The sequence below is a fragment of the Robertmurraya phoenicis genome (genome assembly GCF_047302285.1).
Classification (GTDB): domain Bacteria; phylum Bacillota; class Bacilli; order Bacillales; family Cytobacillaceae; genus Robertmurraya.
Genome location: NZ_CP154845.1, coordinates 1,765,957 through 1,790,401, shown reverse-complemented (window position 1 = coordinate 1,790,401; position 24,445 = coordinate 1,765,957). Strand labels below are relative to the sequence as shown.

The following is a 24,445-nucleotide window of genomic DNA, read 5'->3' as shown; positions in this document are numbered from 1 at the left end:
AAACAGACCATATCGGCCTGTTTAATTGATTTTATTCAAAAAACTCATTCTCGGATTCAAGAATTCATTCGGACTCTTTAACTGGAAGCTATTTGAACTTGGAGAAAAGTCAATTTTAAGATTTTCATTTAGAAAAACCTCTTTTGATTTTTCCACATAGATTGAACCGATAGATGTTTCAATTGCTCGATCATCTTCATTAATTTCATCAACTAGCCAAAGTGCTGTTACACCGCTTACGACGCAACCACAGCCTTCCGTATCGTATTTCAGTTTTAGGAAGCCTTCTTGCTGCCCCTTCTTCTCTTCAATCTTCTTTGCTGCTATATCTGTAATGGTAATTTCCATTCTGTCATCCCCTCCACTGCTGATATTGTAGCATAACTCCTCTCTTCTTCCACGATTTAAGTGCTCACATCTCCTCATATGAAGTGAGTTTTAGAACTTTCCATTCTTTTCATTCTACTAATTGCCCTCTCCTATCTAGTAGAGAACAACTTTCCCCAGTGAAACATTTTTTCACTTTACCTATTAATATAGAATCGCTCAATAAGATTGCTGTAGACCCACCCGTTTTGCAGTTGCTATTCTAGTAGTATGTTATTTATAGGAGAGTTTAAAATGGATACTGAAAAATATCAAAATCTTAAATTAGGGGAACGAGGAGCAATCATGAGCATTATTGCTTATATTGTTCTGTCCATCATCAAATTAATGGTTGGCCATATAAGTGATTCTGCAGCTTTAAAAGCAGACGGCCTAAATAATACAACCGATATCATCGCGTCTATTGCTGTTCTCATTGGACTTAAACTGGCACGGAAACCACCGGATAAGAACCATCGCTACGGCCATTGGAAAAGTGAAACGATCGCCTCCATGATTGCATCCTTTATTATGCTTGCCGTTGGGATTCAGGTACTAGTTGATGCTATTACCTCCTTGTTCGAAGGTGCCAAACAATCACCTGACATTATCGCTGCCTATACAGGTGTTTTTAGTGCAATAGCGATGTATTTTGTTTATCGCTACAATAAAAAGTTAGCGACAAAAATTAATAGCAAAGCCGTGATGGCAGCCGCAAAGGATAACCTTTCTGATGCGTGGGTAAGTATTGGAACGGCTATCGGTATTTTGGGTTCTCAATTAAATATGCCGTGGTTAGACGTATTAACCGCTCTTTTCGTCGGGCTTTTAATTTGCAAAACGGCTTGGGATATTTTTAAGCAGGCTGCCCATGAACTTTCTGATGGTTTTGATGAAAAAAAGTTGCAGCTGTATCAAGATGTCATTTCAAATATATACGGTGTTAAAGGATTAAAAGAAATTAAAGGAAGAAATTACGGGAATAACGAAGTATTAGATGTCGTCATTTTTGTCAATTCAACATTAGATATTAAACAAGCTCATGATATTGCCACCTCTATTGAAAACATCCTAATTCATGACTACAAAGTATATGAAGTGAATGTTCATGTAGAGCCTAATTGAACGTATCAAGCCCACTCTCAATATAAGAAGCACATGTCCCTTTGATGTGTGCTTCTTTATCATTTTCACATAATGCTTACCAGAAAAATCAGATTATTATGTTATAATTGTTGTCGTGAAGGGAGAGACGTACTCAAATGAAAAATATCTTTAACCACTTGCATTTAGAGGAGATTTTAGAGCGGATTGACAACTTAAACCCAAATTCAACACCACAATGGGGGAAAATGGATGTTGCTCAAATGCTCGCACATTGCTCATCTTTTCAAGATATTGCGATGGGGAATTCTCTTCCTCCAAGAGGCTTATTAGGAATATTAGTAGGAAACCTAGCGAAACCTGTTTTTTATAACGACAAGCCCTTCGCCAAAAATATGTCTACCATTCCAACCATTTTAATTGAAGATGGCAAAGAGTTCGAAACAGAAAAGGAAAGACTAAAGCAAAAAATTACCGCTTTCCAAATAAATGGGCCAGAGAATTGCACAACTCATCCCCACCCTTTTTTTGGTAAACTGACTCCTGAGCAATGGGGAAAAGGCATTTACAAACATCTTGACCACCATTTAAAACAGTTTGGCGTTTAGCTACGTACTCTCACTCGTAACACCTTAAAAAATTAAGCTTCCTCACTTCAGAAAGGTTACCATTTTCTTTCTTCTGAAGGATGATTTCAACCATCTTCCCCTTTCTAATGGAATCCACCTTAAAAAATATTTTCCAACTAACAATTTTTTCCTGGTGATAAACGAACATACTTTCGTATATAATGAATACGAAAGTATGTTCGTTTTTTTAGAAAGGAAGATAGCCTTAATGAAGGATAAAGTGCTTTTTCTTGCAGATATTCAATCGTTTTATGCTTCTGTTGAAAAAGTTAAAAATACTGCTTATGAGAATAAGCCTCTAGTTGTAGCTGGAGATCCTGAGAGAAGATCAGGAATTATTTTAGCAGCCTGTCCTATTGCAAAGAAATTTGGGATTAAGACAGCGGAGCTATTATGGCAAGCTCAAATGAAATGTCCCAATGTAGTTGTTGTGAAACCGCATATGCAAGACTATATAAATGTCTCAGTAGCTATTAGTAAGCTTCTCGAGCAATTTACCGATTTAGTCGAACCCTTTTCAATTGACGAACAGTTTTTAGATGTTTCTGGAAGTCTAAGCATCTTAGGAGATGAATATGAAATTGCTCGTGAACTACAGCAGCAGATTCTTAATGATATCGGGGTATATGCGAGGATCGGCATCGGCAAAAATAAGATTCTTGCCAAAATGGCCTGTGATAACTTTGCAAAGAAAAATGAGAATGGCATATTTAAGCTTGATGACACAAATATGGAGAAACTTTGGAAACTGCCGATTGGAAAAATGTTCGGAGTTGGAAAAAGAATGGAGATAAATTTACAAGGCATGGGGATTTTTACGATTGGACAGTTAGCTACGTTCCCCGTTGATATCCTGAAAAAACGCTGGGGAATTAATGGAGAAGTTCTTTGGCAAACAGCAAACGGAATTGACGAGTCCCCTGTTTCCGTTAAAACCCATGACCAGCAAAAAGCAATTGGTCATCATATGACATTACCAAGAGATTATACTAAGCTCGAAGAAATTAAGATTGTATTATTGGAGCTTTGTACCGAAGTTGCTAGAAGATGTAGAAATAAGGGCTATATGGGAGTCACCGTTGCATGCGGAGTTAGAGGCGCTGATTTTGATGCCCCCACTGGCTTCCATAGACAGATAACATTGCCAGTCCCCACTAATTTTGACATGGATATTTTTAATGCAGCCTATGAATTGTTTTTAAGGTATTGGGATCGACAACCCGTAAGAAGCCTTGGTGTTTCATTAACCAATTTGCAGACATCTGACTGCTATCAAATCGATTTATTCGATAACTATTTGGACAGAGAACAATTAAATCATGCTTTAGATACAATATGGGATAAATATGGACGGACGGCCATTTTCCGTGCCTCTTCCCTAACTCAAGCAGGGCAAGCCTCTGAGCGGGCTAGAAAAATAGGTGGCCACTATAAATAAGGGTGTGTAGGAAATGAAAGTGAATAAATTAAGCAAGGGTCATAATTTACGATGGGAGTCAAGTCGAATGATGTTACCTGAACATCGCGAACAATTATTAGAGGAAAAGCGCAAACAACAAGAGTTTATCCCTCCTTTGCTAGATCGTGATCAACTTGAGGAAATGAATCGTGTAATTGTTAGCTCCATTGAACAAACACGAGCAGTTACGATTACCTATGCGGAGAAATATGGACCTACAAAATTCTGGGGATGGATTCAAAAAGTAGATACAATGGAAGGATGCTTAAAAGTTGTAAATGATGAGGACATTTTAAACCTCCCCTTTAAAAACATCTTAGCAGTTGAAATCAGCTAACCATTGTGTTGAGAAGACACCTATTCTAATCGGTGTCTTCTGATTCACTTGAATTATTTTTTATTCAATACTCCCCCAAATAATTTATCCGCCACACCTGGAAAGAGATTATACAGAACACTGCCCATATTCATCCATCTAGGCAAATTCACTTCCCTCTTAGGACGAATCATGAGCTGAACGATTTTCTCGGCCACGTAATCAGATGAGAGCATGAACCTCTTCACATTATCGACATACCCACCTGATTTATCAGCAATCGTAAAAAAGTTCGTTTCAATCGGACCTGGATTAACAGAGGAAACTGAGATATCGCTGTCTGCAAGTTCCAGTCTCAAACTATTCGTGAATCCAAGAACCGCATGCTTTGACGCTGCATACCCACTTGATTTTGGAGTAGCAAGCTTTCCTGCTTGTGAAGCGACATTGATGATATGCCCGCTATTCCTCTCAAGCATGGAAGGAAGAACCTCCTGTGTGCAAGCAATCAGTCCCAACACATTGACATGAAACATCTGTTCAATATCTTCAAAGCTTGCTTCATGAAATGAATCAAAAACACCGAAGCCTGCGTTATTTAAAAGAATGTCAATTGGGCCAACTTCATTGAGAATTTTTTGAAAAACGACGTTCACCTGTTCATAATCACTGACATCTAGCTGATAATACACAGCATCAACAGCCGTTTTTTGATTTATATTTTCGCAAATATCTGCTAATTTTTCTGTCGAACGAGCTAACAGGATTGGTCTCGCACCCTTTTCCGCAGCTAGAAGAGCCACTTTTTCACCAATGCCTGAAGAAGCACCGGTAATCACAATCGTTTTATTGAATAAGTTTCCCATTTAACCACCTCAAAAAATATGCTCAAATAGAAGTTTGGACGGCTTGAATCAAATAATCAGACCAAACTTTGATCATTCAAAGTTTCGATAACTCTTAGAACCCTTAGTATATCATAGGGCTATAAGATATCCATCCAAGTCTTTACTGCCGTGGCCAAGATTAGGACTCCCATAATAATTTGCAATACTTTTGTATTTATTTTTTTCCCAGTAAAAGCTCCTAAAGGTGAGGCAATAAGACTGGCAATGACCATAATAAGTGAAGGAAGAATTTCAATTTGACCGGTTGAGATTTTTCCATTGATTTCGAACATCTAAGATAAATAGTTCTTCTTTATTAAAAACTTTAGTGGTAAGCTCTTTTGATGTCATTTCCATTACTGTCATGTTTTTTACCCCCTATGGTATTATTTTCAGTAAAAAATTTTTCTATATTAAAACGTTAAAGCTCATCCTTAGCCATTCCCCTATTTGTCAATACCTGTTGTTTGTCCATTCCACTGACTCATGCCCGGCACCACATTCATGACTTTCGTAAAGCCTTTTTCCGTTAATTTTTGCGCTGCTAAATCACTGCGACTACCTGTACGACAAACTACTTCATTATTTGTAACATTTGAGTGTTTTTTTTTCATTATTTTCGTCATCTGAAGACTTACGAAGATAATGTTTCAGAACGTCTCCCTCTTCGACTGTACCGAGATATTGGTGACCTGTACTCTCAGCCCAAGCTTTTAAGTCGACTTTTGAGCCTTTATCTGTTGCTTGAACTTCTAGAACTTGCCCTGAGTCTAAACTACTCATGGCCTTCTTTGTTTTTACAATTGGCATAGGACATGCCAATCCCTTAGCATCTAGTTTCACATTTGACTTAATCATTTCCACAATAAACCCTCCCGTAAATACCTTTATGGGTATATTTTATCTTAAAAAAATCTACTTTACTTTACCTTTCCATAAAAGCATTCCACCAGTCATATTGATTACATTAAATCCATAGCTTTCCAGGAATTGTGAAGCTCTACCACTTCTTCCACCGGAACGACAAACGATAATATATTCTTTTGTTTTATCTAATTCAGTCATGCGAAATTCAATTAATCCTAATGGTATGTTTACAGCGCCGGGAATCTTTCCAGATGCTACTTCATCCACCTCACGGACATCGATGATATTCAAATTTTTTCCTTCTTTGATTAGAGCAGCTACTTCTTTCGGTGTGATTTCTTTCATTTTACCTTCCTCCTAATAAATTATAGGCAAGCACTCAGTCAGATTAAATAAATAAGTTAACATTTCCATCTTGTGCATCTGCTAAATATGCAGCTACACTTGCATATTCAATATTCTCTAAAAGTTCTTCCTTTTGAAGGCCCAATAGATCCATTGTCATCGTACATGCTACAAGTTTTACATCCTGCCATTGTGCCATTTCGATTATAAAAAGAGACCGCAATATGGAAAGCGGTCCTTTGATCTTATAAATGTGTCGTTCTTACTGTTTATGTTTCCTTTTCAGATGAATGGTAATTAAAGAAAACAGAGCACAAAAAGGGTGACTATTTCACATTTCTTCTTTCTTATTCGCTGTTTTCGTAATGATTGTGGTTTTTTCGTAAATGTCCACATTTTTTTCTCCGAAAAAAATCTGAGGCCGACATTTACCCCTCAAATGGGGTTTTAGAACACACATTATTTTTGCGCGGCACTTTTCGCTTACTTGATACTAATTTAACGAGTAATAATAGGGCTTTATTCTCCTATCTATGACTAAATAGCAACAATGTTTGCGAAAAGAGCCTTCTTATTTTATTCGTATTGTTTATAATTTTCAGGTTATATTGCTCCCATAAACAGAGGAATAGGTTTTCCATCCACCATCAACATTTTTAACACTAAAACCGTTATTTTTTAGAATACGGCTTGCCAAATAGCCCCTTAAACCAACTTGACAGCTAACGTACACCGTTTTATCTTTTGGAATTTCATCTAATCTACTTCTTAGCTCATTTAAGGAAATATTGATCGACCCTTCTATATATCCAAATTCACGCTCCATCGGTTCTCGGACGTCAATTAAAAGTTCACCATTTGAAATAATTTGTTTAACCTCATGCCACTGGATATGCTCAAATTCTCCATTTAAGATATTACTTGCAACATAACCTGCCATATTGACAGGGTCTTTTGCTGAAGAATACGGTGGTGCATAGGATAATTCCAAATTTGTTAAATCTTCCACCGTAAGTCCACCCATAATAGCTGTAGCGATTACGTCCATACGTTTATCTACCCCGTCAGCACCTACTGCTTGAGCACCATAGATTTTTCCTGTATCATTATCAAAAATTAATTTTAGGGATATCGGAGCTGCACCCGGATAATAACCTGCATGAGAACTTGGATGAATATGCACAACTTCATATGACACACCTAAGTTTCTTAATACTTTTTCATTGTTTCCAGTCATAGCGACCGTTAAGTCAAACACTTTAACAATGGCTGTACCCAAAGTACCTTGATACTTTTCCTTTTTACCCATTAGGTTATTCGCAGCGATTCGTCCTTGACGATTTGCGGGACCAGCTAGCGGAATCATTGTTTTAGTACTATTAATGTAGTCGACTACTTCAATTGCATCTCCGACCGCATAAATATTTTCGTTAGATGTTTGCAGAAATTCATTAACGATAATTCCTCCACGCGGGCCTAACTCTAGTCCAGCTTCAATTGCTAATTCATTTTCTGGCCTTACGCCAATAGAAAGAATAGTCATATCAGTATCTAATTCCACTCCGTCATCAAGGATCACTTTTTTTCCTTGATGATTAAAAGATTGGACACCATTTTCAAAAATTAAATTTACTCCTTTTTCTTTCAAGTGTACGTGTAAAATGCTAGCCATTTCAAAATCAATAGGAGACATAATTTGAGTCCCTTTTTCAATGACTGTAACATCCATGCCTCTGTCTACAAGATTCTCAGCCATCTCTATCCCAATAAATCCTCCACCAATGATGACAGCCTTCTTAGGACTTTTAGTGTCAACATAGTGTTTAATTTTATCAGTATCCGGAATATTTCTTAAAGTAAATAACGTTTTATTCTCATTTATCCCTGTAATTGGTGGGATAATAGGTCTTGCTCCAGGTGACAACAATAACTTGTCATATGATTCTTCGTAAACTTCTCCTGTTTGTAAGTTTTTGATCTGTACATTTTTACCTTCGGGATTTATCCTCAGTACTTCACTTAAATTACGTATATCAAGATTAAAACGTTCAGACATTCCTTCTATCGTTTGAACTAACAATTTGCTCCTATCTTGGATAGTTTCGCCAATATAGTAGGGTAATCCACAATTTGCAAAAGAAATATGTTCACCACGTTCTACAAGTATGATTTCAATATCTTCACTAATCCTTCTTAACCTTGCTGCAGCTGTTGCTCCACCAGCGACCCCACCTACGATAATAATCTTTTTTGTCATGTGAAATTCCTCCAAATTTTAATATACCCCTGCGAATTTTATACCTATAGGGGTATTATACGATGTAAAAAAATTTTGTAAAGGACCCTGATGTTCAATTCACATATTCTACATATTTTGTGCAAGTCTTAGTACATCAATAAACAAAGGAAAAAGACCCCAGGCATAGAGATCCATTTCCATTACTATAAAAATCAGTTTGTCCTATACCGAAAAACTCCATCTTCAATGATTACATCGATTTCCTCTTGCGCCATTAAATAGTCAATTTGGCCAACGGTTTCTGACATTGTGAGAGATAGCTGACGTTCATACACCTTAGGAAAAAGAAGCTGACACGCTTCAAAAATCGTCAACGGTTCCTTCTCTAGCATTTTCTTCACCTTCTCTGCTCGTTCATGCTGCCGAGATAATCTATTATGGATGTGTTCATTTTTATCAATGATTTCTTCACCATGTCCTGAATAGACCAAACTCATCGGGGGTTCTAACAACTTTTTCAAAGAAGCATTGTATTGAAGCATTGGCTTTGGTCGTTCTAGCTCACCTGGCAACGGAGGCTCTAAAATAGGATTCGGGGAGACATGAGCGATTAAATGATCTCCACCAATATAACAGCCATCCTTTTCCCGATACAACCCTATATGACTTTGGGCATGACCTGGAGTCTCGATCACCTTCCAGTCTGACAACCCATTCGGAGAATCTCCCTCAACTAAAAACCCCGTCAACAAGCGATTACACGAATATTTCAAGTCTTTTTTGATCGCTCCGGCCAATCGCCAGTAATCCTTTGGAATGCCAAATTCTTGAAAAGCTTTTATAAAAAACTGATCATTTTCAGCTAAAAAACTTTCGGTTGGTCTCAACCATCTATTATTCAATGGATGCCCGTATACAGGTAAGGAAGCTGGAAAATAATCTAATAGACCAGCATGATCTGGATGGTGATGAGTTAATACTACTTGGTCAATATCGGAAATGCGCAAACCCAATTCTTTTAATTGGTCCGTTAATGCCTGCCATGCTTCATCCGTTTTCGGTCCAACATCTACTAATGTTAGTACCTCCCCCTTAATCACATAAACGTTCACATCCCCAACCGCAAAGGGAGTGGGGAGGATGATTTTCGCCATTCTATTCTTCCATTCCGTCATTTTCCATTCTCCTTAAACATTATTTTTACATAAATATTTATATTCGTTTCCCGATTAATTAAACTTATATAATCAATAGTTTACCTTTATTATCAAAAATTGTCATTATTTTCACATAACTTACCTCAAAAGAAATTTAGTTAATTTTCCGATCACACTTGACAGACAAGCTATAGATCTTGCATAATCTCTATAATATTTTATACAAAGCGATGACGAAGGACTAGTAAATGGAAAATGATGAAAGAGAGTGAAGCCCAGCGGCTGAAAGGCTTCACCATCCACTTGACCATTGAACCTACCTGATGAGCTGTTAGCAACCCTAACCGTCGACCGGCGTTAACGGATATTGAGATCACCTATTTTTAAGATTAGGTGAAAAAAGGTGGTACCACGGAAGCAAGACCTTTCGTCCTTTATAGGATGAAAGGTCTTTTTTAATTGGATTAGGAGATGATGACATGGAAAAAATCGCAATGATCGGAGCTGGCTCAATGGCAGAAGCTTTGATTTCTGGCATGGTCGAAAAACAATTTATTAAAGGTGAGCAAATCTGGGTGACAAATCGAAGTAATAAGGAAAAACTAAACCAACTCCATGAGCAATACGGAGTCAATCCAACATATGATTTTGAAGAAATGCTTCAAGATGCTACTGTCATTATGTTAGCGATGAAACCAAAGGATGTTGCCCAAGCAGTAGAACAAATTAACCCCTACTTAAAAAATGATACCCTTCTCGTTTCCATGCTTGCTGGAGTATCCATGCAAAGTATCGAAATGCTTGCTGAGCATTCCATTCCGCTTGTCAGGGTGATGCCAAATACTTCTGCAGCCATTGGCCAATCAGCGACAGCTCTTGCTGCCAATTCAATTGCAACCGAAGAACAAGTCCATTTAATCAAAACGATGTTTGACACCGTCGGACTGACTGTTTACGTCGAGGAAGAACAATTAGATGCAGTAACCGGATTGTCGGGAAGCGGTCCAGCTTACATTTATTATTTAATTGAAGCAATGGAGAAAAGTGCCGTTGAAATCGGACTTGAAGGTGAATTGGCACAAAAGCTCATCGTACAAACATTAATTGGAGCGGCTGGGATGGTCTCAAAAACAACAAAGCCACCAGAACAGTTACGAAAAGAAGTAACGAGTCCTGGCGGCACAACCGAGGCAGGGTTAAAAATCTTAAAGGAGCACCAAGTACAGGAAGCTTTTATTCAATGTATTAAAGAAGCGACTTCCCAATCGAAAAGACTTGGCCTTGCTTTAGCGGAAAATCTAGAAAAAAATAGACGGATATAAGCATTTTAAAATAAAAGAAAAGAACGGAGACAAAGGATTGACTTCGTTCTTCTTCATCATTAAATTTTTTTCGAACTGTGTATTGCTTAGAAAAAACATAAAATAGAAATTATTGGAAAATAGAAGCAAATGGGCTTATTGGTTCCTCAATATGCGTTTAAAGTCTTTTATTTCACTTTCATGCCTCACCGAACGAGCTGCCAAAGTATCAATAACCCTTTGTTGGTCTTCTAATGTTTCTTTTAATTCTACAGTCTGTTCATCAATATGTTTCTCTATCTGTTCAAAGTAAGGACCAAGACCATTGATAAGATTATCTTTAATACTAGAAACATCTCTCTTAAGTTCTTGCTGGCCTTCTATCAATTCTTGCTGGGATTCTTTTAAGTTTTGCAGGTCTTCTTTAAATTCTTGCTGGGATTCTTTTAAGTTTTGCAGGTCTTCTTTAAATTCTTGCTGGGATTCTTTTAGGTTTTGCAGGTCTTCTTTAAATTCTTGCTGGGATTCTTTTAGGTTTTGCAGGTCTTCTTTAAATTCTTGCTGGGATTCTTTTAGGTTTTGCAGGTCTTCTTTAAATTCTTGCTGGGATTCTTTTAGGTTTTGCTGTCCTTCTTTCAGTTCTTTTAATTCATTGAGAATTAATTTTAATGTTTCTTCCATTAAAAATCACTCCGATTTCTTTTTTATATTATAGCACGGTTAAATCAAGAAAAAGGTTTTAATCTATTATTCATTCTTAGCAATTATTGTTTTTGAATCTTAAAAAAGAGCGATTTCAGCAAGCATATATTTTTCGAATTTCCCTTTCCATTGTTATACTTTTAACATATCGAACAGAGGAGGCAACCTATTGGAAACTAAGCTATTTTCACCTTATTCCATTAAAGATTTAACCTTAAAAAATCGCATCGTGATGGCACCAATGTGCATGTATTCTAGCGAAAATGAGGACGGGAAAGTTGAAGATTTTCACATTACCCATTATGTAAGCCGTGCTGTTGGGCAAGTTGGTTTAATTATTCAAGAGGCAACTGCGGTTACACCTCAAGGGCGCATCTCTTCAAAGGATCTCGGTATCTGGAGCGACAACCATATTGAGGGATTATCTCGTTTAACAGGCCAAATCAAAAGCTATGGTACGAAAACAGGAATCCAGCTTGCACATGCTGGTCGAAAAGCAACAGTGGATGGAGAAATCTTGGCTCCTTCGGCAATTCCTTTTAACGAGAACATGAAGACACCGAAGGAAATGACGTTAGATGACATTCATGAAGTGGTTGAGGCTTTCAAACAAGGGGCCATAAGAGCAAATAAATCAGACTTTGATGTGATTGAAATCCATGCTGCACACGGATACTTGATCAATGAATTCTTGTCCCCTCTTTCCAACAAACGTACCGATAAATACGGAGGTTCAGCAGAAAATCGTTATCGCTTCTTACGAGAAACCATCGATGCGGTGAAAGAAGTTTGGGACGGCCCGCTATTGGTTAGAGTATCGGCATCTGATTATCAAGAAGATGGCATGAAACCAGAGGACTATGTTACCCTTTCTCAATGGATGAAGGAACAAGGTGTTGACCTTATAGACGTCAGCTCTGGAGCAGTCGTACCTGCAAGAATTCATACCTATCCTGGCTATCAAGTTCCTTTTGCTGAAAAAATTAAACATGGTGCGGACATTGCAACAGGAGCTGTCGGCTTAATCACAACCGCCATACAAGCAGAAGAAATTTTACAAAATAATCGAGCGGATCTCATCTTCCTTGCTCGGGAACTGTTACGTGATCCTTATTTCCCTAGAACTGCTGCGAAAGAATTAGGCGTGACAATTGAGCCTCCTAAGCAATATGATCGTGGATGGTAAGTGGTTTATTTGAATTTCAAGCATATCAATTCAACAATGAATTGATATGCTTTTTTACATAGGAGAGGTCAGTAACATAGCTACAACATTTCTGACATAATATTAGAAACCCATATTGAACTTGTTGATAGAGAAGATGTATTTAAAAACTCTAGTGGGAAAAGCATTGAAGAGTTCTTTATTCCTCCTCATCATCCAACCAGTTTAAAGAATAATAATGTTCTATTATCATATCATGATATCCCCAACCAATACCGTCCGTTTTTTCAACTATAGAATACAGTCTATCCTTGAATTCGTCATAGTACTCTTTCTTTTTGTTACATTCCTTCACAACATTATGATACATTGATTCCATGCTCATATAAAATCTTTCGTCAATATCTCCATATGCAAGTGTGAAGTCTGTCCCTAATTCAACATAATAAAGCATCAGATCCATGGTATTCACTTCATCTGATGAAAGTTTCTTGAAATTCGAGATCGCTTTCTTTGCCTCCTGTAAACGTAGTTTTCCATGGCCACGGTCCGGAAAAAATTCATCTCGCACCTTTCTTGCGGTATCATTATACAATGCTTCTATTGCTGCCTCTCCTATAAATTTATTAGACAAGTAGTGCTGAACCTCTTTATTTAGCTTGTATAATTCTGTAATTAACTGAACTAACTCTTTTTGTTCAATTGATTTCAGTTCCTTTTTTAATTCACTGACCTTTAATAATGTCATGATACAATCCCTTTCTTTCACATTTTATAGGCAATGTTTATAGTCCTCTTTTTCCTCGTCTATCAATAAATCTAACTCTTTCTTTGCTTGAAAAATCAATAATTCATCATTCCAGCCATCATCATAGTTAAATTTCGTCCATATCTTTTGGTTAATTTGATGAAATATATGAATGTGTTCAGTTAATTCATAATATGGTAGACTTCCTTCTGTCCATTGTAAAAAAGATGCAAACAATGGTTCCAATTCATCCTCAGTCAATTTTTTATGGTATTGTTCTACAATTTATCCAGTTATTTCTTTGATGGAATAACAATTTCTTTAAAATCTAAAGCAATTTCTGTTGTTGGGAAAATCTCTTTTGCCTGGTTCACAAGCATGTCCCAATCTGCTCGGTCGTATCTCGAACTAATATGGGTTAAACATAGTTTCTTCGCCTTTGCCGCTTTCGCCACCAGTGCCGCTTGAGATGTCGTAGAGTGAAAATATTCACGCGCTAACCCTTCTTCGCCAGCAGCGAACGTTGCTTCGTGAATCAGGAGATCAGCAGCTTCTGCTAATTCTTTTGAAGCTTCACAGAATCTCGTATCTCCTAAAATCGTCACGACTCTTCCCTTAATATCTGGACCTGTAAACATTTTTCCATCGACAACCGTTCCATCCTCAAGAGTGACACTCTCTCCATTTTTGAATTGCTTATAAATCGGACCTGGCTTAATCCCTACTTCTCCTAGTTTATCGACCTGTAAAACCCCTGGGCGATCCTTCTCGATCACTCGATAGCCATAAGAATCGATTCCGTGCTCTAGCAAGCGTGCCTCCACTTGAAACTGAGCATCTTCAAACACGATTCCCTCTCCCACTTCAACGAAATGCAAACGATATTTCAAATAGGTTTGACTAACAGAAAGATTCGTTTCTACAAAGGTTTTAATTCCCTTCGGTCCATAGATCGTTACATCCGATTCTCCACCTTGGAAGGAACGACTTGCTAAAAAGCCTGGCAGACCGTAAATATGATCGCCATGCAAATGCGTGATAAATACTTTCTCGACTCTTCGCGGTTTTAGAGATGTATGTAAAATTTGATGCTGAGTTGCTTCACCACAATCGAACAACCAAACAGCTCCACGTTCTTCAAGCAATTTTAAAGCGATGGACGTAACGTTCCGGAGCTTTGCTGGAATGCCCGCTCCCGTCCCAAGAAATAAAACTTCCACAAAAAAACTCCTTTCGGCTCATCTTATCTACTTACTATACCATATGGTGCAATTTATGTTCGTTTTGGATAGTTCCATCTTAAAAGGCAAAAAATAGTGGAGAATGTGCTAAAATATTTGCGAATTGCGTCAGAAAACTATAAAATTCATATTTGAGCCTAATTAATAGAACTTCTTTCAAGTAAAGTCTAAACTAGAAGATAAATGATTCATACATAAAGTGAGAAATGAGGTCTAGTATCTTGAACCAGAACGATAAACAAACAGCACTCATCATGATATTTGGAGCGACTGGTGATTTAGCAAAACGCAAGCTATTTCCATCTCTATATAAATTGTTTGAAAAGGACAAGCTCTCCAAAAATTTCGCCGTTATCGGTGTAGCAAGACGTCCATTAACGAACGAAGAATTTCAACAGTCTATTAAGGATTCTGTTAAAACCGCGATTGAAAAGGAAGACAGAATAGACGAATTCGCTTCCCATTTTTACTACCATTCTCATGATGTGACTGACTCAGCTTCCTATGCGACATTAAAAAGTATGGCGGCAAATTTAGATAACCATTATCAATTAAATGGAAATCGCATCTTTTACTTAGCAATGGCTCCAGAATTTTTCGGACCAATTGCTCTTCACTTAAAATCGGATGGGCTTACCGATGTAACTGGATTTAAACGTCTAGTCATTGAAAAACCATTTGGCCATGACCTAGAGTCAGCGAAAGAACTGAATGACCAAATTAGAACGGCTTTTTCAGAGGATGAGATTTACCGAATTGACCACTACCTTGGAAAAGAAATGGTGCAAAACATAGAAGTGATTCGTTTTGCGAATGCGATTTTTGAACCGTTGTGGAATAGCCGCTTCATCTCTAACATCCAAGTAACATCAAGTGAAGTTCTTGGTGTAGAAGAAAGAGGTAGATACTACGAAAACAGCGGTGCCCTACGAGATATGGTGCAAAACCATCTAATCCAAATGGTTGCATTACTTGCAATGGAACCACCTATTCGCTTAAATACAGAAGAAATTCGCTCTGAAAAGGTAAAGGTGTTAAGAGCGTTGCGACCAATTGAAGGTGAAGAGGTAAATAAATACTTTGTTAGAGGCCAATATAATGAAGGGACGGTTAACGACAAGGCTGTGCCAGGCTATCGTCAAGAGCCTATGGTTGATGAAAAATCAAACACAGAAACCTTTGTTGCTGGTAAGCTATTAATTGATAATTTCCGCTGGGCAGGTGTCCCATTCTATATTCGCACTGGAAAAAGAATGGAAACGAAATCCACAAAAATTGTGATTCAATTTAAAGATATTCCAATGAATCTTTATTATCAGACCGAACAGCAATTAAATCCAAACTTACTCGTGATTCATATTCAACCTGAAGAAGGAGTTACCATTCATCTGAATGCGAAAAAAGCCGGAACAGGAATGGAAGCGACACCGATTAAATTAAATTACTCCAATAAGGGAATTGACGGCATCAATACGCCTGAAGCATACGAAAAGCTTCTATATGATTGCATGCGTGGTGATGCAACAAACTTTACCCATTGGGATGAGGTTGCCCTTTCTTGGAGCTTCACAGATAAAATATCAGAGGTTTGGGAAAATACGGTTGACGAAAGCTTCCCGAACTACGCATCTGGAACAATGGGACCAAAATGCTCCGATGAACTCCTAGAAAAAGATGGCTACTTCTGGTGGCCTGTAACCAATTTAGATGTCGATAACTGTTAAAAGTAATAGAGACACGTCTCAATAAGTCAGTAGTTCCGATACTTTTTAGATGGAAAAGAAAAAGAATAGGTACCAAATAAAACAACAACGATTTCCAAACGTTGTTGTTTTTATTTATTCTTTATAAGCAGCCATTACACCCCTCCTAACTATTACCATGGTACAAACCTGTTTGATGCTAAACTGCCCCTTCGTTAGGTTTATAATCAATTTTCTTAACATTAACTGCTCGACGTGACTGCTCTTTTAAATTTGGGTTTTCTTCAAGGTCAAATAATACATCCTCACCTGTGGCAAGTGATTTAAATCCATCCCATTGAATACTACTGAAATGAACCCAAGCATCATCTTCTCCCTCTATTGAAATCCACCCCCAACCCTCTGCATCATCAAAAACCTCCTAGAATTCCTTATTCAAAATAGTAATTTAAAGTAATTTTGAACTCCTCAGCACTTCCAGACTCAAAATTTATTTCTCCTAAGATACCTGTTAATTCTTCCGTTCCAGAACCTTGTACAACAGTCCTCTTGGATGTCAGTACACCATTTTCATATTTCCCTATGTGTTCCAAAACAAAACTCCCTACTTTATCACCAATACGGCCTGTAATTCGTTCAAAGCCATACACTGTTGCCGAACCGTCTATCAGATAACATTTTAACTCTTGTAGCTCGCCTTTTCCTTGAAGTTCTCCGACATATTCCATTACAAAGTTTCCCTTAGTGAGCCTAGGTCCTCCGTTTGCCTCACTATAAGCTACCTCATTTGCTTCTATTAATTTAAAGGAAGAATTTGCTTGCATTATTCTCACAACTTATACCTCCAGGTAATTTTTTTTGATTCACTACAATTTGTTAGTAAACTAAACCTATGTATTTGATATGGCTTTCGAATTTTTAATTTCAGTGTCCACTCTTATTTCTCCTTCTAAAAGTATCCCACTCGTATCACTTCATTAGCTGAACGGCCTAATAGCATTATCGATATAGCAATGGTTGATAATTCAAAATAAAGTTTTTGTTACTCAACCTGAGCCACAACCATGTTCTGATTCGCATCATAATCAGGTAGTTCTGTTTCTAAATTTCGTACTCGTGGATGTAAATAGACGACGAGGGCTATGAGAGCCCATCCAAGGCCGATGATCGTGATGAATACGCCCATTCCTCTTCCTTCACCCACTCCAAATATATGCCCTAGTGATTCGGCAAGCATTCCATTTACCTGCATAGATGGCTCAAAAACAAAATCAATAAGCGGTCCGGCTAAAACATAAGCAAGTGGGCTTAGTGACATCGCAATCATTCTCCGTAAAGCAAAAACTCTCCCTTGAATTTCAAGCTGAACTTTGCTTTGCCAAATCGCTTGGCTACAACCATTTGTTAACGGTATGAAAATCCCTGTTAAGGCAATCGACACGGCCACTAGAATACCTTCTGACTGAAATCCAGCAATCGTAAGTGCTAGACCTGATAATACACCAAAACCTAACAGCCCTTTAATTCGTTGTTTAGGTCCTCCCCATGCTCCCATAACTAAACCACCTAAGAGCAATCCAACTCCAAAGCACGATAGAACTAGACCTAATACCTTCTCATTACTGAAAGACAAAATATAAGGCTGGAGGAGAATATTGAAAAAGCCTAAAAGAAAGTTTGATAAAGCGAAAAAAACAAGTAACCACTTCAAGCCTGGACGTTCAATGATATACTTCCATCCAATAGCGGCCTCTTTCCATGCTGAAGTTCTTTCCTTTTCCTCTTTTTCCTTTACATCAGGAATTTTGACAAATAATAGAGTAGCCGTCGCCACTAAAAAGGTCGAAAAATCGATGAGAACAATGCCAAAGAGATCAATGGTACCTAAAAGGAGGCCCGCTAAGACAGGTGTAGTAGCGTCTTTTAATAGTCAGTGTCAGAAATATTTGATTCTACACTAATCTCTTCGAAATCTATTTTACTAGTTTCAGCTTTTTCAAGCTCCTCTAGTTTTTTTCTTAATTGTTCATTTTCATCTTCAAGCCCCTGAATCTGTTCATTTAAAGATGATTGGAGTTCAGCACTTTTCCTTTCCAATTCTTCCTTCTCCTTTTTTAATCGCTCATTTTCTTCGGTGATCGTCTGACGTTCATTCTCTAAAGTGTCAAGTTGACCGATTAAGTTAGGTGCAATAACACGAAGAATACTGTTCTTCTCCTCTGTCAGTGAAGAGTCTTCCCAATTCATCGTAGAGGCAAGCTCGTTAATAAAGATAACGATTTCATCTCTCACCTCATCCTCATGCACGATTTGCTTTAACTCAGTTCCACTTTTTATCATATCCTCATTAATTCTGCTTAGTAGGTAATTAATATCAATCTTTATCGGTTGCTGTTCAATCACTTTTCCATCAAAGTTTTTCAGTATTACAGAGCCATTAATAGACTTTTTATTTTGTAAGATTTTCATCTTCGTTAATTCCCAAAATTGATGCATATTGATATTAGGTACAATGGGAATGTGATAGATGCCATTTTTATCAATTTTGACAGGATTGATGTGCAAAATATATTGCTGAATATCCCCTTCTAGTGCAAATCCTACGTCTGGTCTATACCCATATTCACTATCTCTCATTATTTCAATGACTAAACTTTTATCTTCTTTCTCGGTGACCTTAACATTCTTAATTAAATTCTCTGCAGAGGCCGAGGAAACCCCAAATTGTTCCTGAAACGATGTAAAAAATAATGCAAAGGAATGCTGAGTTGTTGTCATGAAAAGGGCAACAACAATGGCCATAAAGACGATGATTTTAAAAACCTTTTTTAGCATTCTCATTTTACTAGTACCCCCTCGAACAATTTTATATGTATTAATAGTTTCATAGAATAGGCAGATATGCTCTGCCTACTCTATGATTCAACTTAGTTTTCTAAAAACCAGTCATATAGAACTTGTGAATCGATCGAGAGATATGGGCCTAATATTTTATTCAAACTAATTTTTCCGTTTACTGAAGTATCGACACTACTTACTCTCCATATCTGGCTCTCACTAGCATAATACTCTTTGTCCGTGTACACTCGATACCAAGTTGTACCATTTTCAACACTCTCAATGATTTTAAAGTTTCCGACTTTATTTTCAAATTCACCTGTTCCGTCACCCATAGTTACTTCAATAACTTTGTAGCCCTGATCATTTATATAGAAATTAACTTCTTTATTTGAAGTAGTTCTTGTATCACCATTCGGTGTTGTTTTAAAGATAACTTCTTCAGTAAAGTATGGAGGTCCTGCCGGCACCTCTTCAGGGTCAACCTGTGAAGCGACAACCTCTAACTTAATATTCCCTTTTGCTCCTTGGAAATCAATATCATTGTCACTATGTGGCCAATCAACTAGTACTCTATAACTCTCTGTGTCACTTTCTGGAAGAAATGTCGTTGAATAATCAACATCCACCCACTGATTATTAATGGCTCTTTGGAGTGTCAATTCAATAGGAGAGTTGTTTCCAAACAGTTTTCCACTTGGTTCTAAGTTCACCATATATTCCACTGGTAGACTAGTATTATTTTTATTAATTTGAAAGCTATAAGCCTCTATCGTATCCATTCCAGGGAATAAATCTTCTCCTAGGTCAAATTGGCGATTTCCAATGGTCTCCCCATTTCCATTCACAGCATCGACATCAAACTTGGCTGCAACTGCTACGTTTTTATCACTCGTAAAACTTTTGCTAAAGTATGCAATCGTTCCAATCGTTGCAATGGCTAACATGAACACTCCAACAAGACTAATGGCTAACTTATGCTTTTTAATAAAATTCATCATCATTTCTCCTATCTACAGATATTTTTTAAAAACTAATAAAGCACAAAAAAACCTTAATAAAGAACAAAAAATCCCAAAAAAATAATAGAAGTTTCCTTTGCCATCACCTCCTAAAATTGCTCATCGAGTAACTTGTTCTTGTTTCTTAGCTGTTACCATTTTTTTGATGATGCTTACAATCACCGAAAGAAATAGTATGCTAGTTAATGTAATAAGACCTAATGGGGTATTTAAAAAGTTTAGTAGTAAACCTAATTTCGGAATCTTGAACATAACGGAACCAACTATTTGATTGGGAGAAACTAGATCTCCATCAACTACATTATTGGCATCCCCTTTTGTTTGAAACAGGCTTGTCCCATTGCTATCCACAACATCCACTATACGATGTGTCACAAATGTCCCACTCTCTTTTCGGTAAGTCACGACATCATCGAGCATCGGTTCATCTGAAGAGTACGGTCGAATGATGATAACATCTCCTTGAGCGAACCCTGGTTCCATGCTCCCCGTTAAAATAGTAAGCAAATTGAATCCCAAAATGGACGGCAATGAATCAGAGTCCCTAGTAGATTGAATGAAGGAATAGAGTGAGAGTAATAGAACGATTACGAGTAAAAGTGAAAATAAATTTGCGATGATTTTGAAGGTTCTCCTAATCATAAGCCCCCCTTTAAATTTAAAAATGACAAAGAACATTAAGTTCTTTACTAAGAACAATATAACAAAAGTATAAGCTTGTTTTGTTCGTTATACAAGTCCTAATGTTCTAAATAGTAAAAATGACATTAAAAAAACTACTAAGCGTCCAGCCTAGCAGTTCAAATTTTTTCTTAGAAAAAACTTAACAAAATCACGCCTAGTTCTTTTTCTGCTCTCTCATTTCCTCCAACAAGGCGATGATTTTTTTGTTTTGATCGATTAAAGTTTGATTCTGCCCCCTCATTTTAGCAAAATCAAATAAGAAAACGATTAATATAACAACCACGAATATTACGAGCATGTCCTCTCCCCACCCATCAAGTGAATTGTCCCCCGATAATCTTTCAAGCTAGGTTAAACTATGAATCTAGCATAGCCTAATATAGAAGTTATTTCCATATTATCGATTAAATTTTAAAAACTACACCAAAAAACAGCCCAATCAAATTGAGCTGTTCGTGTTTATTGATATTAATCCAGCCATTCCGTATGGAAAATACCTTCTTTGTCAACACGTTGATACGTATGAGCACCAAAGTAATCACGTTGTGCTTGAAGTAGGTTAGCTGGTAATGTTTCAGTTCTGTAACTATCGTAGTAAGATAATGCGGCTGAGAAACATGGAACCGGAATTCCGTTTTGAACGGCTACTGCGATAATCTCACGTAAAGCGTATTGATAGCTTTCGACGATTTCCTTGAAATATGGATCAAGAAGAAGATTCTTTAGACCTGCTTCTCTATCATAGGCATCTTTAATCTTTTGTAAGAATTGAGCACGGATAATACAGCCACCACGGAAAATCATGGCAATATCTCCGTATTGTAAATCCCAATTGTATTCTTCAGAAGCTGCTCTCATTTGTGCAAATCCTTGTGCATAAGAACAAATTTTGCTCATGTAAAGTGCCTTACGAACGGACTCGATAAAGCTTGCTCGGTCACCTGAGAACGGCTTTACTTCAGGGCCATTTAATACTTTACTTGCTGCCACACGCTCATCCTTCATCGCTGAAATGAAACGAGCGAACACAGACTCTGTAATAATTGGCAGTGGAACACCTAAGTCAAGAGCACTTTGGCTTGTCCATTTACCCGTTCCTTTTTGACCTGCTGTATCAAGGATGACATCAACCATTGGTTTTCCTGTTTCATCATCCTTTTTCTTGAAGATATCTGCTGTTATTTCGATTAAGTAGCTATCAAGCTCTCCCTTATTCCAATCAGCAAACACTTCATGAAGCTCTTCTGCAGTAAGTCCTAGGACATTTTTTAATAAAAAGTAGGACTCAGAAATAAGCTGCATATCTCCATATTCGATTCCGTTGTGAACCATTTTGACATAGTGACCTGCACCATCTGGGCCAATATAAGTCGTACAAGGCTCATCATTTACTTTTGCCGAAATATCTTTAAAAATAGGTGCAACTAATTCATACGCTTCTTTTTGCCCACCAGGCATGATCGAAGGTCCCTTTAAAGCACCCTCTTCTCCACCAGAAACTCCTGTTCCGATGAAATGAATGCCAAGCTCACTTAATTCCTTATTACGTCTTTGCGTATCAACGAAGAAAGTGTTTCCTCCATCGATTAAAATATCCCCTTTTTCTAAATGAGGCTTTAATTGTTCAATTGTCGCATCTGTAGGTCCACCCGCTTTAACCATTAACATAATTTTACGTGGTTTTTCTAGTGACTCTACGAACTCTTCAATTGTATATGTACCAACGAAATTGCGGCCTTCTACTTCCTTTAGCATCTCATCCGTTTTTTCACGCGAACGATTGTAAACAGAAACGGAATATCCTCTGCTTTCAATATTCATCGCTAGGTTTTTTCCCATTACGGCGAGTCCCATTACACCAAATTGTTGTTTTGTCATTCTTGTTACTTCCCTTCTTACCTTGAAATACGATTGCATCGTGAATCCACTTTACTTTAGCAAGAAATACGCAAAGATGCAAAAATATAAGATTCCTATCATTAGTTTGTCATAAAGTTGCTGAAAAATAAGCCTATTGAGAATCCTTTTTCCTTTTTTCGATTTGCAGAAAATCTTTATTGAAACTCGTTTCCGTTCCAATCTGGCGTTTCTGCTCATGGGAAAGATGGCTAGCCTGCTCGATGATGTGGGCCCCGAATTTTTCCTTTAGCTTTGATACTGTTTCTATTAGCGGCTCCTTTTTCGCATCCTTTTCATAAGAAAAAAGGTCGAGCTGTTTCACGGCATGATCATGTTCCACTAAATCTGTCCCTGTAATCCCTAAAAGGCGAACAGCATCCCCTGTCCAGTTTGAAACAAGCATTTGCTTCGCTAATTGTAAAATTTCATCTTGTGCAGAAACGGGATTCAATAATTTCTTACTTCTCGTCACCGTTTTTCGATCCTTATAACGAATCGTAATTCCTAATGACGTCGCCATGACTTTTTTCCGTTTCAAGCGTACGGATACCTTTTCTGCCAACCCTTCTAACACACGAAAAAGTTCCTGCTGATTGGAAATGTCTTTTGGCAATGTTGTCGAATTTCCAATACTTTTAAAATCTGAGATAGCATCAGGGTCAACGGGGCGATTGTCGTTCCCATTTGCTCTTTCTTTTAAACGGATTCCATTGATCCCTAGTAAGGCTTTAAGCTGAATTTCATTTCCTTTTGCTAAATCCCCGATCGTGTAAATCCCTATTCCTTTTAATTTCTCCGCTGTCTTCTTGCCAACCCCATGCATTTCCCCTGCCTCCATCGGCCAAAGCACAGTTGGAATATCCCTTTTTCTTAAGACGGTAATCCCTAAAGGCTTCTTCATATCTGAAGCCATTTTGGCTAGAAACTTATTCGGAGCAATGCCGATACTACATGGCAAATCAAGCTGACGAATGAGGCGCTTTTGAATTTGCTCGGCAATTTCAAGTGGCGTTCCTAATTCATAGCTTTCTGTTATGTCCATATAGCCTTCATCAATCGATACAGGCTCCACAAGCTTAGAAAATTGATTCAATAGCTCAAACATACCCATCGAAGCTGCTCGGTACCGATCAAAATTTGGTTTTTTCACGATCAACTGCGGACAAAGTTTTTTTGCCTCCCATAGGGGCATTGTCGTCTTCACACCAAATTTCCTCGCCTCATAACTACAAGTAACAATGATTCCCCGTCTTTCCTCAGGATTCCCTGCAATCGCTAAAGGCTTTCCTTTCAATGAAGGATCATAAGCCATTTCCACCGAGGCATAGAAGCTATTCATATCCACATGCAAGATCACGCGACCATTTTTCGGATACATGTTTTTCATCCCGTCAACACTTCCAAGAATAGAGATTCGTATAGGTTTATTTTAGCACACGTTCGTTTATCGGCATAAAAAAGAAGAGCGTGATAAGCTCCCCTTCAACTTTTAATTTACATTGAAAAAAAAGATGATGCTGAACAAAACGAAAATGATGATCAAGCTTTCGAGCAAACATTCTCGTAAAAAAAGACTCTTTACTAAAAACTTTTATCGTATTAATTCCGTTAATTGTATCTTGAGTGGAATTTAATATCTTTGAAAAGCTTTCCCGCTCTTTTCTCGAATTTTCTCTTGTTTTTTTATTAAGAAAATTAAAAATGAAATAATAAAAGGGAATTTTTATAAAGACTGTTTCACTACTTACACTTTATCGACTAGCACTACTCTCA

24 protein-coding genes and 5 pseudogenes are annotated in these 24,445 nt (G+C 37.5%); 7 read left to right on the top strand and 22 right to left on the bottom strand.

Translation table 11 applies throughout. The features are described 5' to 3' along the window. Window positions 1-21: 21 nt before the first annotated feature. Window positions 22-348, bottom strand: coding sequence for an iron-sulfur cluster biosynthesis family protein (locus AA0X71_RS08775; RefSeq protein ID WP_413361419.1), 327 nt, complete (start codon window positions 346-348; stop codon window positions 22-24). A gap of 273 nt (window positions 349-621) precedes the next feature. Here AA0X71_RS08775 and AA0X71_RS08770 point away from each other — a divergent pair, with 273 nt between their 5' ends. The 4 genes from AA0X71_RS08770 to AA0X71_RS08755 all read left to right on the top strand — a co-directional run bounded on the left by AA0X71_RS08770 (window position 622) and on the right by AA0X71_RS08755 (window position 3,895). Beyond that, window positions 622-1,491 (top strand): cation diffusion facilitator family transporter, encoded by an 870-nt coding sequence (locus tag AA0X71_RS08770; RefSeq protein WP_413361417.1) that lies wholly within the window; start codon window positions 622-624, stop codon window positions 1,489-1,491. Between the two features lie 137 nt (window positions 1,492-1,628). Continuing rightward, a complete protein-coding gene (locus AA0X71_RS08765) occupies window positions 1,629-2,078 on the top strand; it encodes a DUF1569 domain-containing protein (RefSeq protein WP_413361415.1) in 450 nt (149 codons plus the stop codon). Window positions 2,079-2,307: 229 nt separating this feature from the next. Continuing rightward, the gene (locus tag AA0X71_RS08760; protein ID WP_413361413.1) at window positions 2,308-3,537 is read left to right on the top strand and encodes a DNA polymerase IV; all 1,230 of its coding nucleotides are present in this window, start codon (window positions 2,308-2,310) and stop codon (window positions 3,535-3,537) included. Between the two features lie 67 nt (window positions 3,538-3,604). Then, on the top strand, window positions 3,605-3,895 hold the full coding sequence (locus AA0X71_RS08755) for a YolD-like family protein (protein ID WP_413361411.1): 291 nt from the start codon (window positions 3,605-3,607) through the stop codon (window positions 3,893-3,895). 53 nt (window positions 3,896-3,948) lie between these two features. On the opposite strand, the gene AA0X71_RS08750 is transcribed toward AA0X71_RS08755, so the two are convergent. From AA0X71_RS08750 to AA0X71_RS08720, 7 genes and pseudogenes are all read right to left on the bottom strand, one after another. After that, window positions 3,949-4,740, bottom strand: coding sequence for an SDR family NAD(P)-dependent oxidoreductase (locus tag AA0X71_RS08750; protein ID WP_413361409.1), 792 nt, complete (start codon window positions 4,738-4,740; stop codon window positions 3,949-3,951). Window positions 4,741-4,859: 119 nt separating this feature from the next. Continuing rightward, window positions 4,860-5,039: pseudogene (locus tag AA0X71_RS08745) on the bottom strand (sulfite exporter TauE/SafE family protein); the annotation flags it as partial. 168 nt (window positions 5,040-5,207) lie between these two features. Next, a pseudogene (locus AA0X71_RS08740) lies at window positions 5,208-5,619 on the bottom strand (sulfurtransferase TusA family protein). Window positions 5,620-5,676: 57 nt separating this feature from the next. After that, window positions 5,677-5,973, bottom strand: a complete 297-nt coding sequence (locus AA0X71_RS08735; RefSeq protein WP_413361407.1) for a rhodanese-like domain-containing protein — start codon at window positions 5,971-5,973, stop codon at window positions 5,677-5,679. 43 nt (window positions 5,974-6,016) lie between these two features. Continuing rightward, window positions 6,017-6,181, bottom strand: a pseudogene (locus tag AA0X71_RS08730) (DsrE/DsrF/DrsH-like family protein); the annotation flags it as partial. A 390-nt stretch (window positions 6,182-6,571) separates the two neighbouring features. Then, entirely contained in the window at window positions 6,572-8,230 is a 1,659-nt protein-coding gene (locus AA0X71_RS08725; RefSeq protein ID WP_413361405.1) for a CoA-disulfide reductase, read from the bottom strand. A 194-nt stretch (window positions 8,231-8,424) separates the two neighbouring features. Continuing rightward, window positions 8,425-9,387, bottom strand: coding sequence for an MBL fold metallo-hydrolase (locus tag AA0X71_RS08720; protein WP_413361403.1), 963 nt, complete (start codon window positions 9,385-9,387; stop codon window positions 8,425-8,427). A gap of 461 nt (window positions 9,388-9,848) precedes the next feature. On the opposite strand from AA0X71_RS08720, the gene proC reads away from it, so the two are divergent. Further along, window positions 9,849-10,691: a pyrroline-5-carboxylate reductase gene (proC, locus tag AA0X71_RS08715; RefSeq protein WP_413361401.1), complete on the top strand. Its 843-nt coding sequence runs from the start codon at window positions 9,849-9,851 to the stop codon at window positions 10,689-10,691. A 135-nt stretch (window positions 10,692-10,826) separates the two neighbouring features. On the opposite strand, the gene AA0X71_RS08710 is transcribed toward proC, so the two are convergent. Further along, complete coding sequence (locus AA0X71_RS08710; RefSeq protein WP_413361399.1) at window positions 10,827-11,351, bottom strand: hypothetical protein; 525 nt, start codon at window positions 11,349-11,351, stop codon at window positions 10,827-10,829. Between the two features lie 190 nt (window positions 11,352-11,541). Between AA0X71_RS08710 and namA the strand changes: the two genes are divergently transcribed. Further along, window positions 11,542-12,558 carry an NADPH dehydrogenase NamA gene (gene namA / locus AA0X71_RS08705; protein ID WP_413361397.1) on the top strand — a complete coding sequence of 339 codons (1,017 nt, stop codon included), beginning with the start codon at window positions 11,542-11,544 and terminating at the stop codon, window positions 12,556-12,558. A gap of 178 nt (window positions 12,559-12,736) precedes the next feature. Here the strand turns inward: namA and AA0X71_RS08700 are convergent, their stop codons facing one another. The 3 genes from AA0X71_RS08700 to rnz are packed head-to-tail and all read right to left on the bottom strand — an operon-like array spanning window position 12,737 to window position 14,505. Continuing rightward, entirely contained in the window at window positions 12,737-13,285 is a 549-nt protein-coding gene (locus AA0X71_RS08700) for a DUF6155 family protein (protein ID WP_413361395.1), read from the bottom strand. Window positions 13,286-13,309: 24 nt separating this feature from the next. Beyond that, window positions 13,310-13,522 (bottom strand): hypothetical protein, encoded by a 213-nt coding sequence (locus AA0X71_RS08695; protein ID WP_413361393.1) that lies wholly within the window; start codon window positions 13,520-13,522, stop codon window positions 13,310-13,312. A gap of 56 nt (window positions 13,523-13,578) precedes the next feature. Beyond that, window positions 13,579-14,505 carry a ribonuclease Z gene (rnz, locus tag AA0X71_RS08690; protein WP_413361391.1) on the bottom strand — a complete coding sequence of 309 codons (927 nt, stop codon included), beginning with the start codon at window positions 14,503-14,505 and terminating at the stop codon, window positions 13,579-13,581. Window positions 14,506-14,780: 275 nt separating this feature from the next. Between rnz and zwf the strand changes: the two genes are divergently transcribed. Further along, complete coding sequence (zwf, locus tag AA0X71_RS08685; RefSeq protein ID WP_413362539.1) at window positions 14,781-16,250, top strand: glucose-6-phosphate dehydrogenase; 1,470 nt, start codon at window positions 14,781-14,783, stop codon at window positions 16,248-16,250. A 178-nt stretch (window positions 16,251-16,428) separates the two neighbouring features. On the opposite strand, the pseudogene AA0X71_RS08680 reads toward zwf, so the two are convergent. From AA0X71_RS08680 to AA0X71_RS08635, 10 genes and pseudogenes are all read right to left on the bottom strand, one after another. Continuing rightward, a pseudogene (locus AA0X71_RS08680) lies at window positions 16,429-16,635 on the bottom strand (cold shock domain-containing protein); the annotation flags it as partial. A 25-nt stretch (window positions 16,636-16,660) separates the two neighbouring features. Further along, window positions 16,661-17,053: a DUF3224 domain-containing protein gene (locus AA0X71_RS08675; RefSeq protein ID WP_413362537.1), complete on the bottom strand. Its 393-nt coding sequence runs from the start codon at window positions 17,051-17,053 to the stop codon at window positions 16,661-16,663. A gap of 218 nt (window positions 17,054-17,271) precedes the next feature. Continuing rightward, window positions 17,272-18,132: pseudogene (locus AA0X71_RS08670) on the bottom strand (MFS transporter); the annotation flags it as partial. 20 nt (window positions 18,133-18,152) lie between these two features. Then, entirely contained in the window at window positions 18,153-19,070 is a 918-nt protein-coding gene (locus AA0X71_RS08665) for a hypothetical protein (RefSeq protein ID WP_413361389.1), read from the bottom strand. A gap of 86 nt (window positions 19,071-19,156) precedes the next feature. Further along, on the bottom strand, window positions 19,157-20,065 hold the full coding sequence (locus AA0X71_RS08660) for a hypothetical protein (protein ID WP_413361387.1): 909 nt from the start codon (window positions 20,063-20,065) through the stop codon (window positions 19,157-19,159). A gap of 123 nt (window positions 20,066-20,188) precedes the next feature. Further along, the gene (locus tag AA0X71_RS08655) at window positions 20,189-20,731 is read right to left on the bottom strand and encodes a signal peptidase I (protein WP_413361385.1); all 543 of its coding nucleotides are present in this window, start codon (window positions 20,729-20,731) and stop codon (window positions 20,189-20,191) included. A gap of 196 nt (window positions 20,732-20,927) precedes the next feature. Then, window positions 20,928-21,071, bottom strand: coding sequence for a hypothetical protein (locus tag AA0X71_RS08650; RefSeq protein WP_413361383.1), 144 nt, complete (start codon window positions 21,069-21,071; stop codon window positions 20,928-20,930). A 170-nt stretch (window positions 21,072-21,241) separates the two neighbouring features. Next, on the bottom strand, window positions 21,242-22,651 hold the full coding sequence (gene gndA / locus AA0X71_RS08645; protein WP_413361381.1) for an NADP-dependent phosphogluconate dehydrogenase: 1,410 nt from the start codon (window positions 22,649-22,651) through the stop codon (window positions 21,242-21,244). Window positions 22,652-22,784: 133 nt separating this feature from the next. Continuing rightward, complete coding sequence (locus AA0X71_RS08640; protein WP_413361379.1) at window positions 22,785-24,059, bottom strand: DNA polymerase IV; 1,275 nt, start codon at window positions 24,057-24,059, stop codon at window positions 22,785-22,787. Between the two features lie 37 nt (window positions 24,060-24,096). Continuing rightward, entirely contained in the window at window positions 24,097-24,393 is a 297-nt protein-coding gene (locus AA0X71_RS08635) for an ABC transporter transmembrane domain-containing protein (protein ID WP_413362535.1), read from the bottom strand. Between the last annotated feature and the right edge of the window lie 52 nt (window positions 24,394-24,445).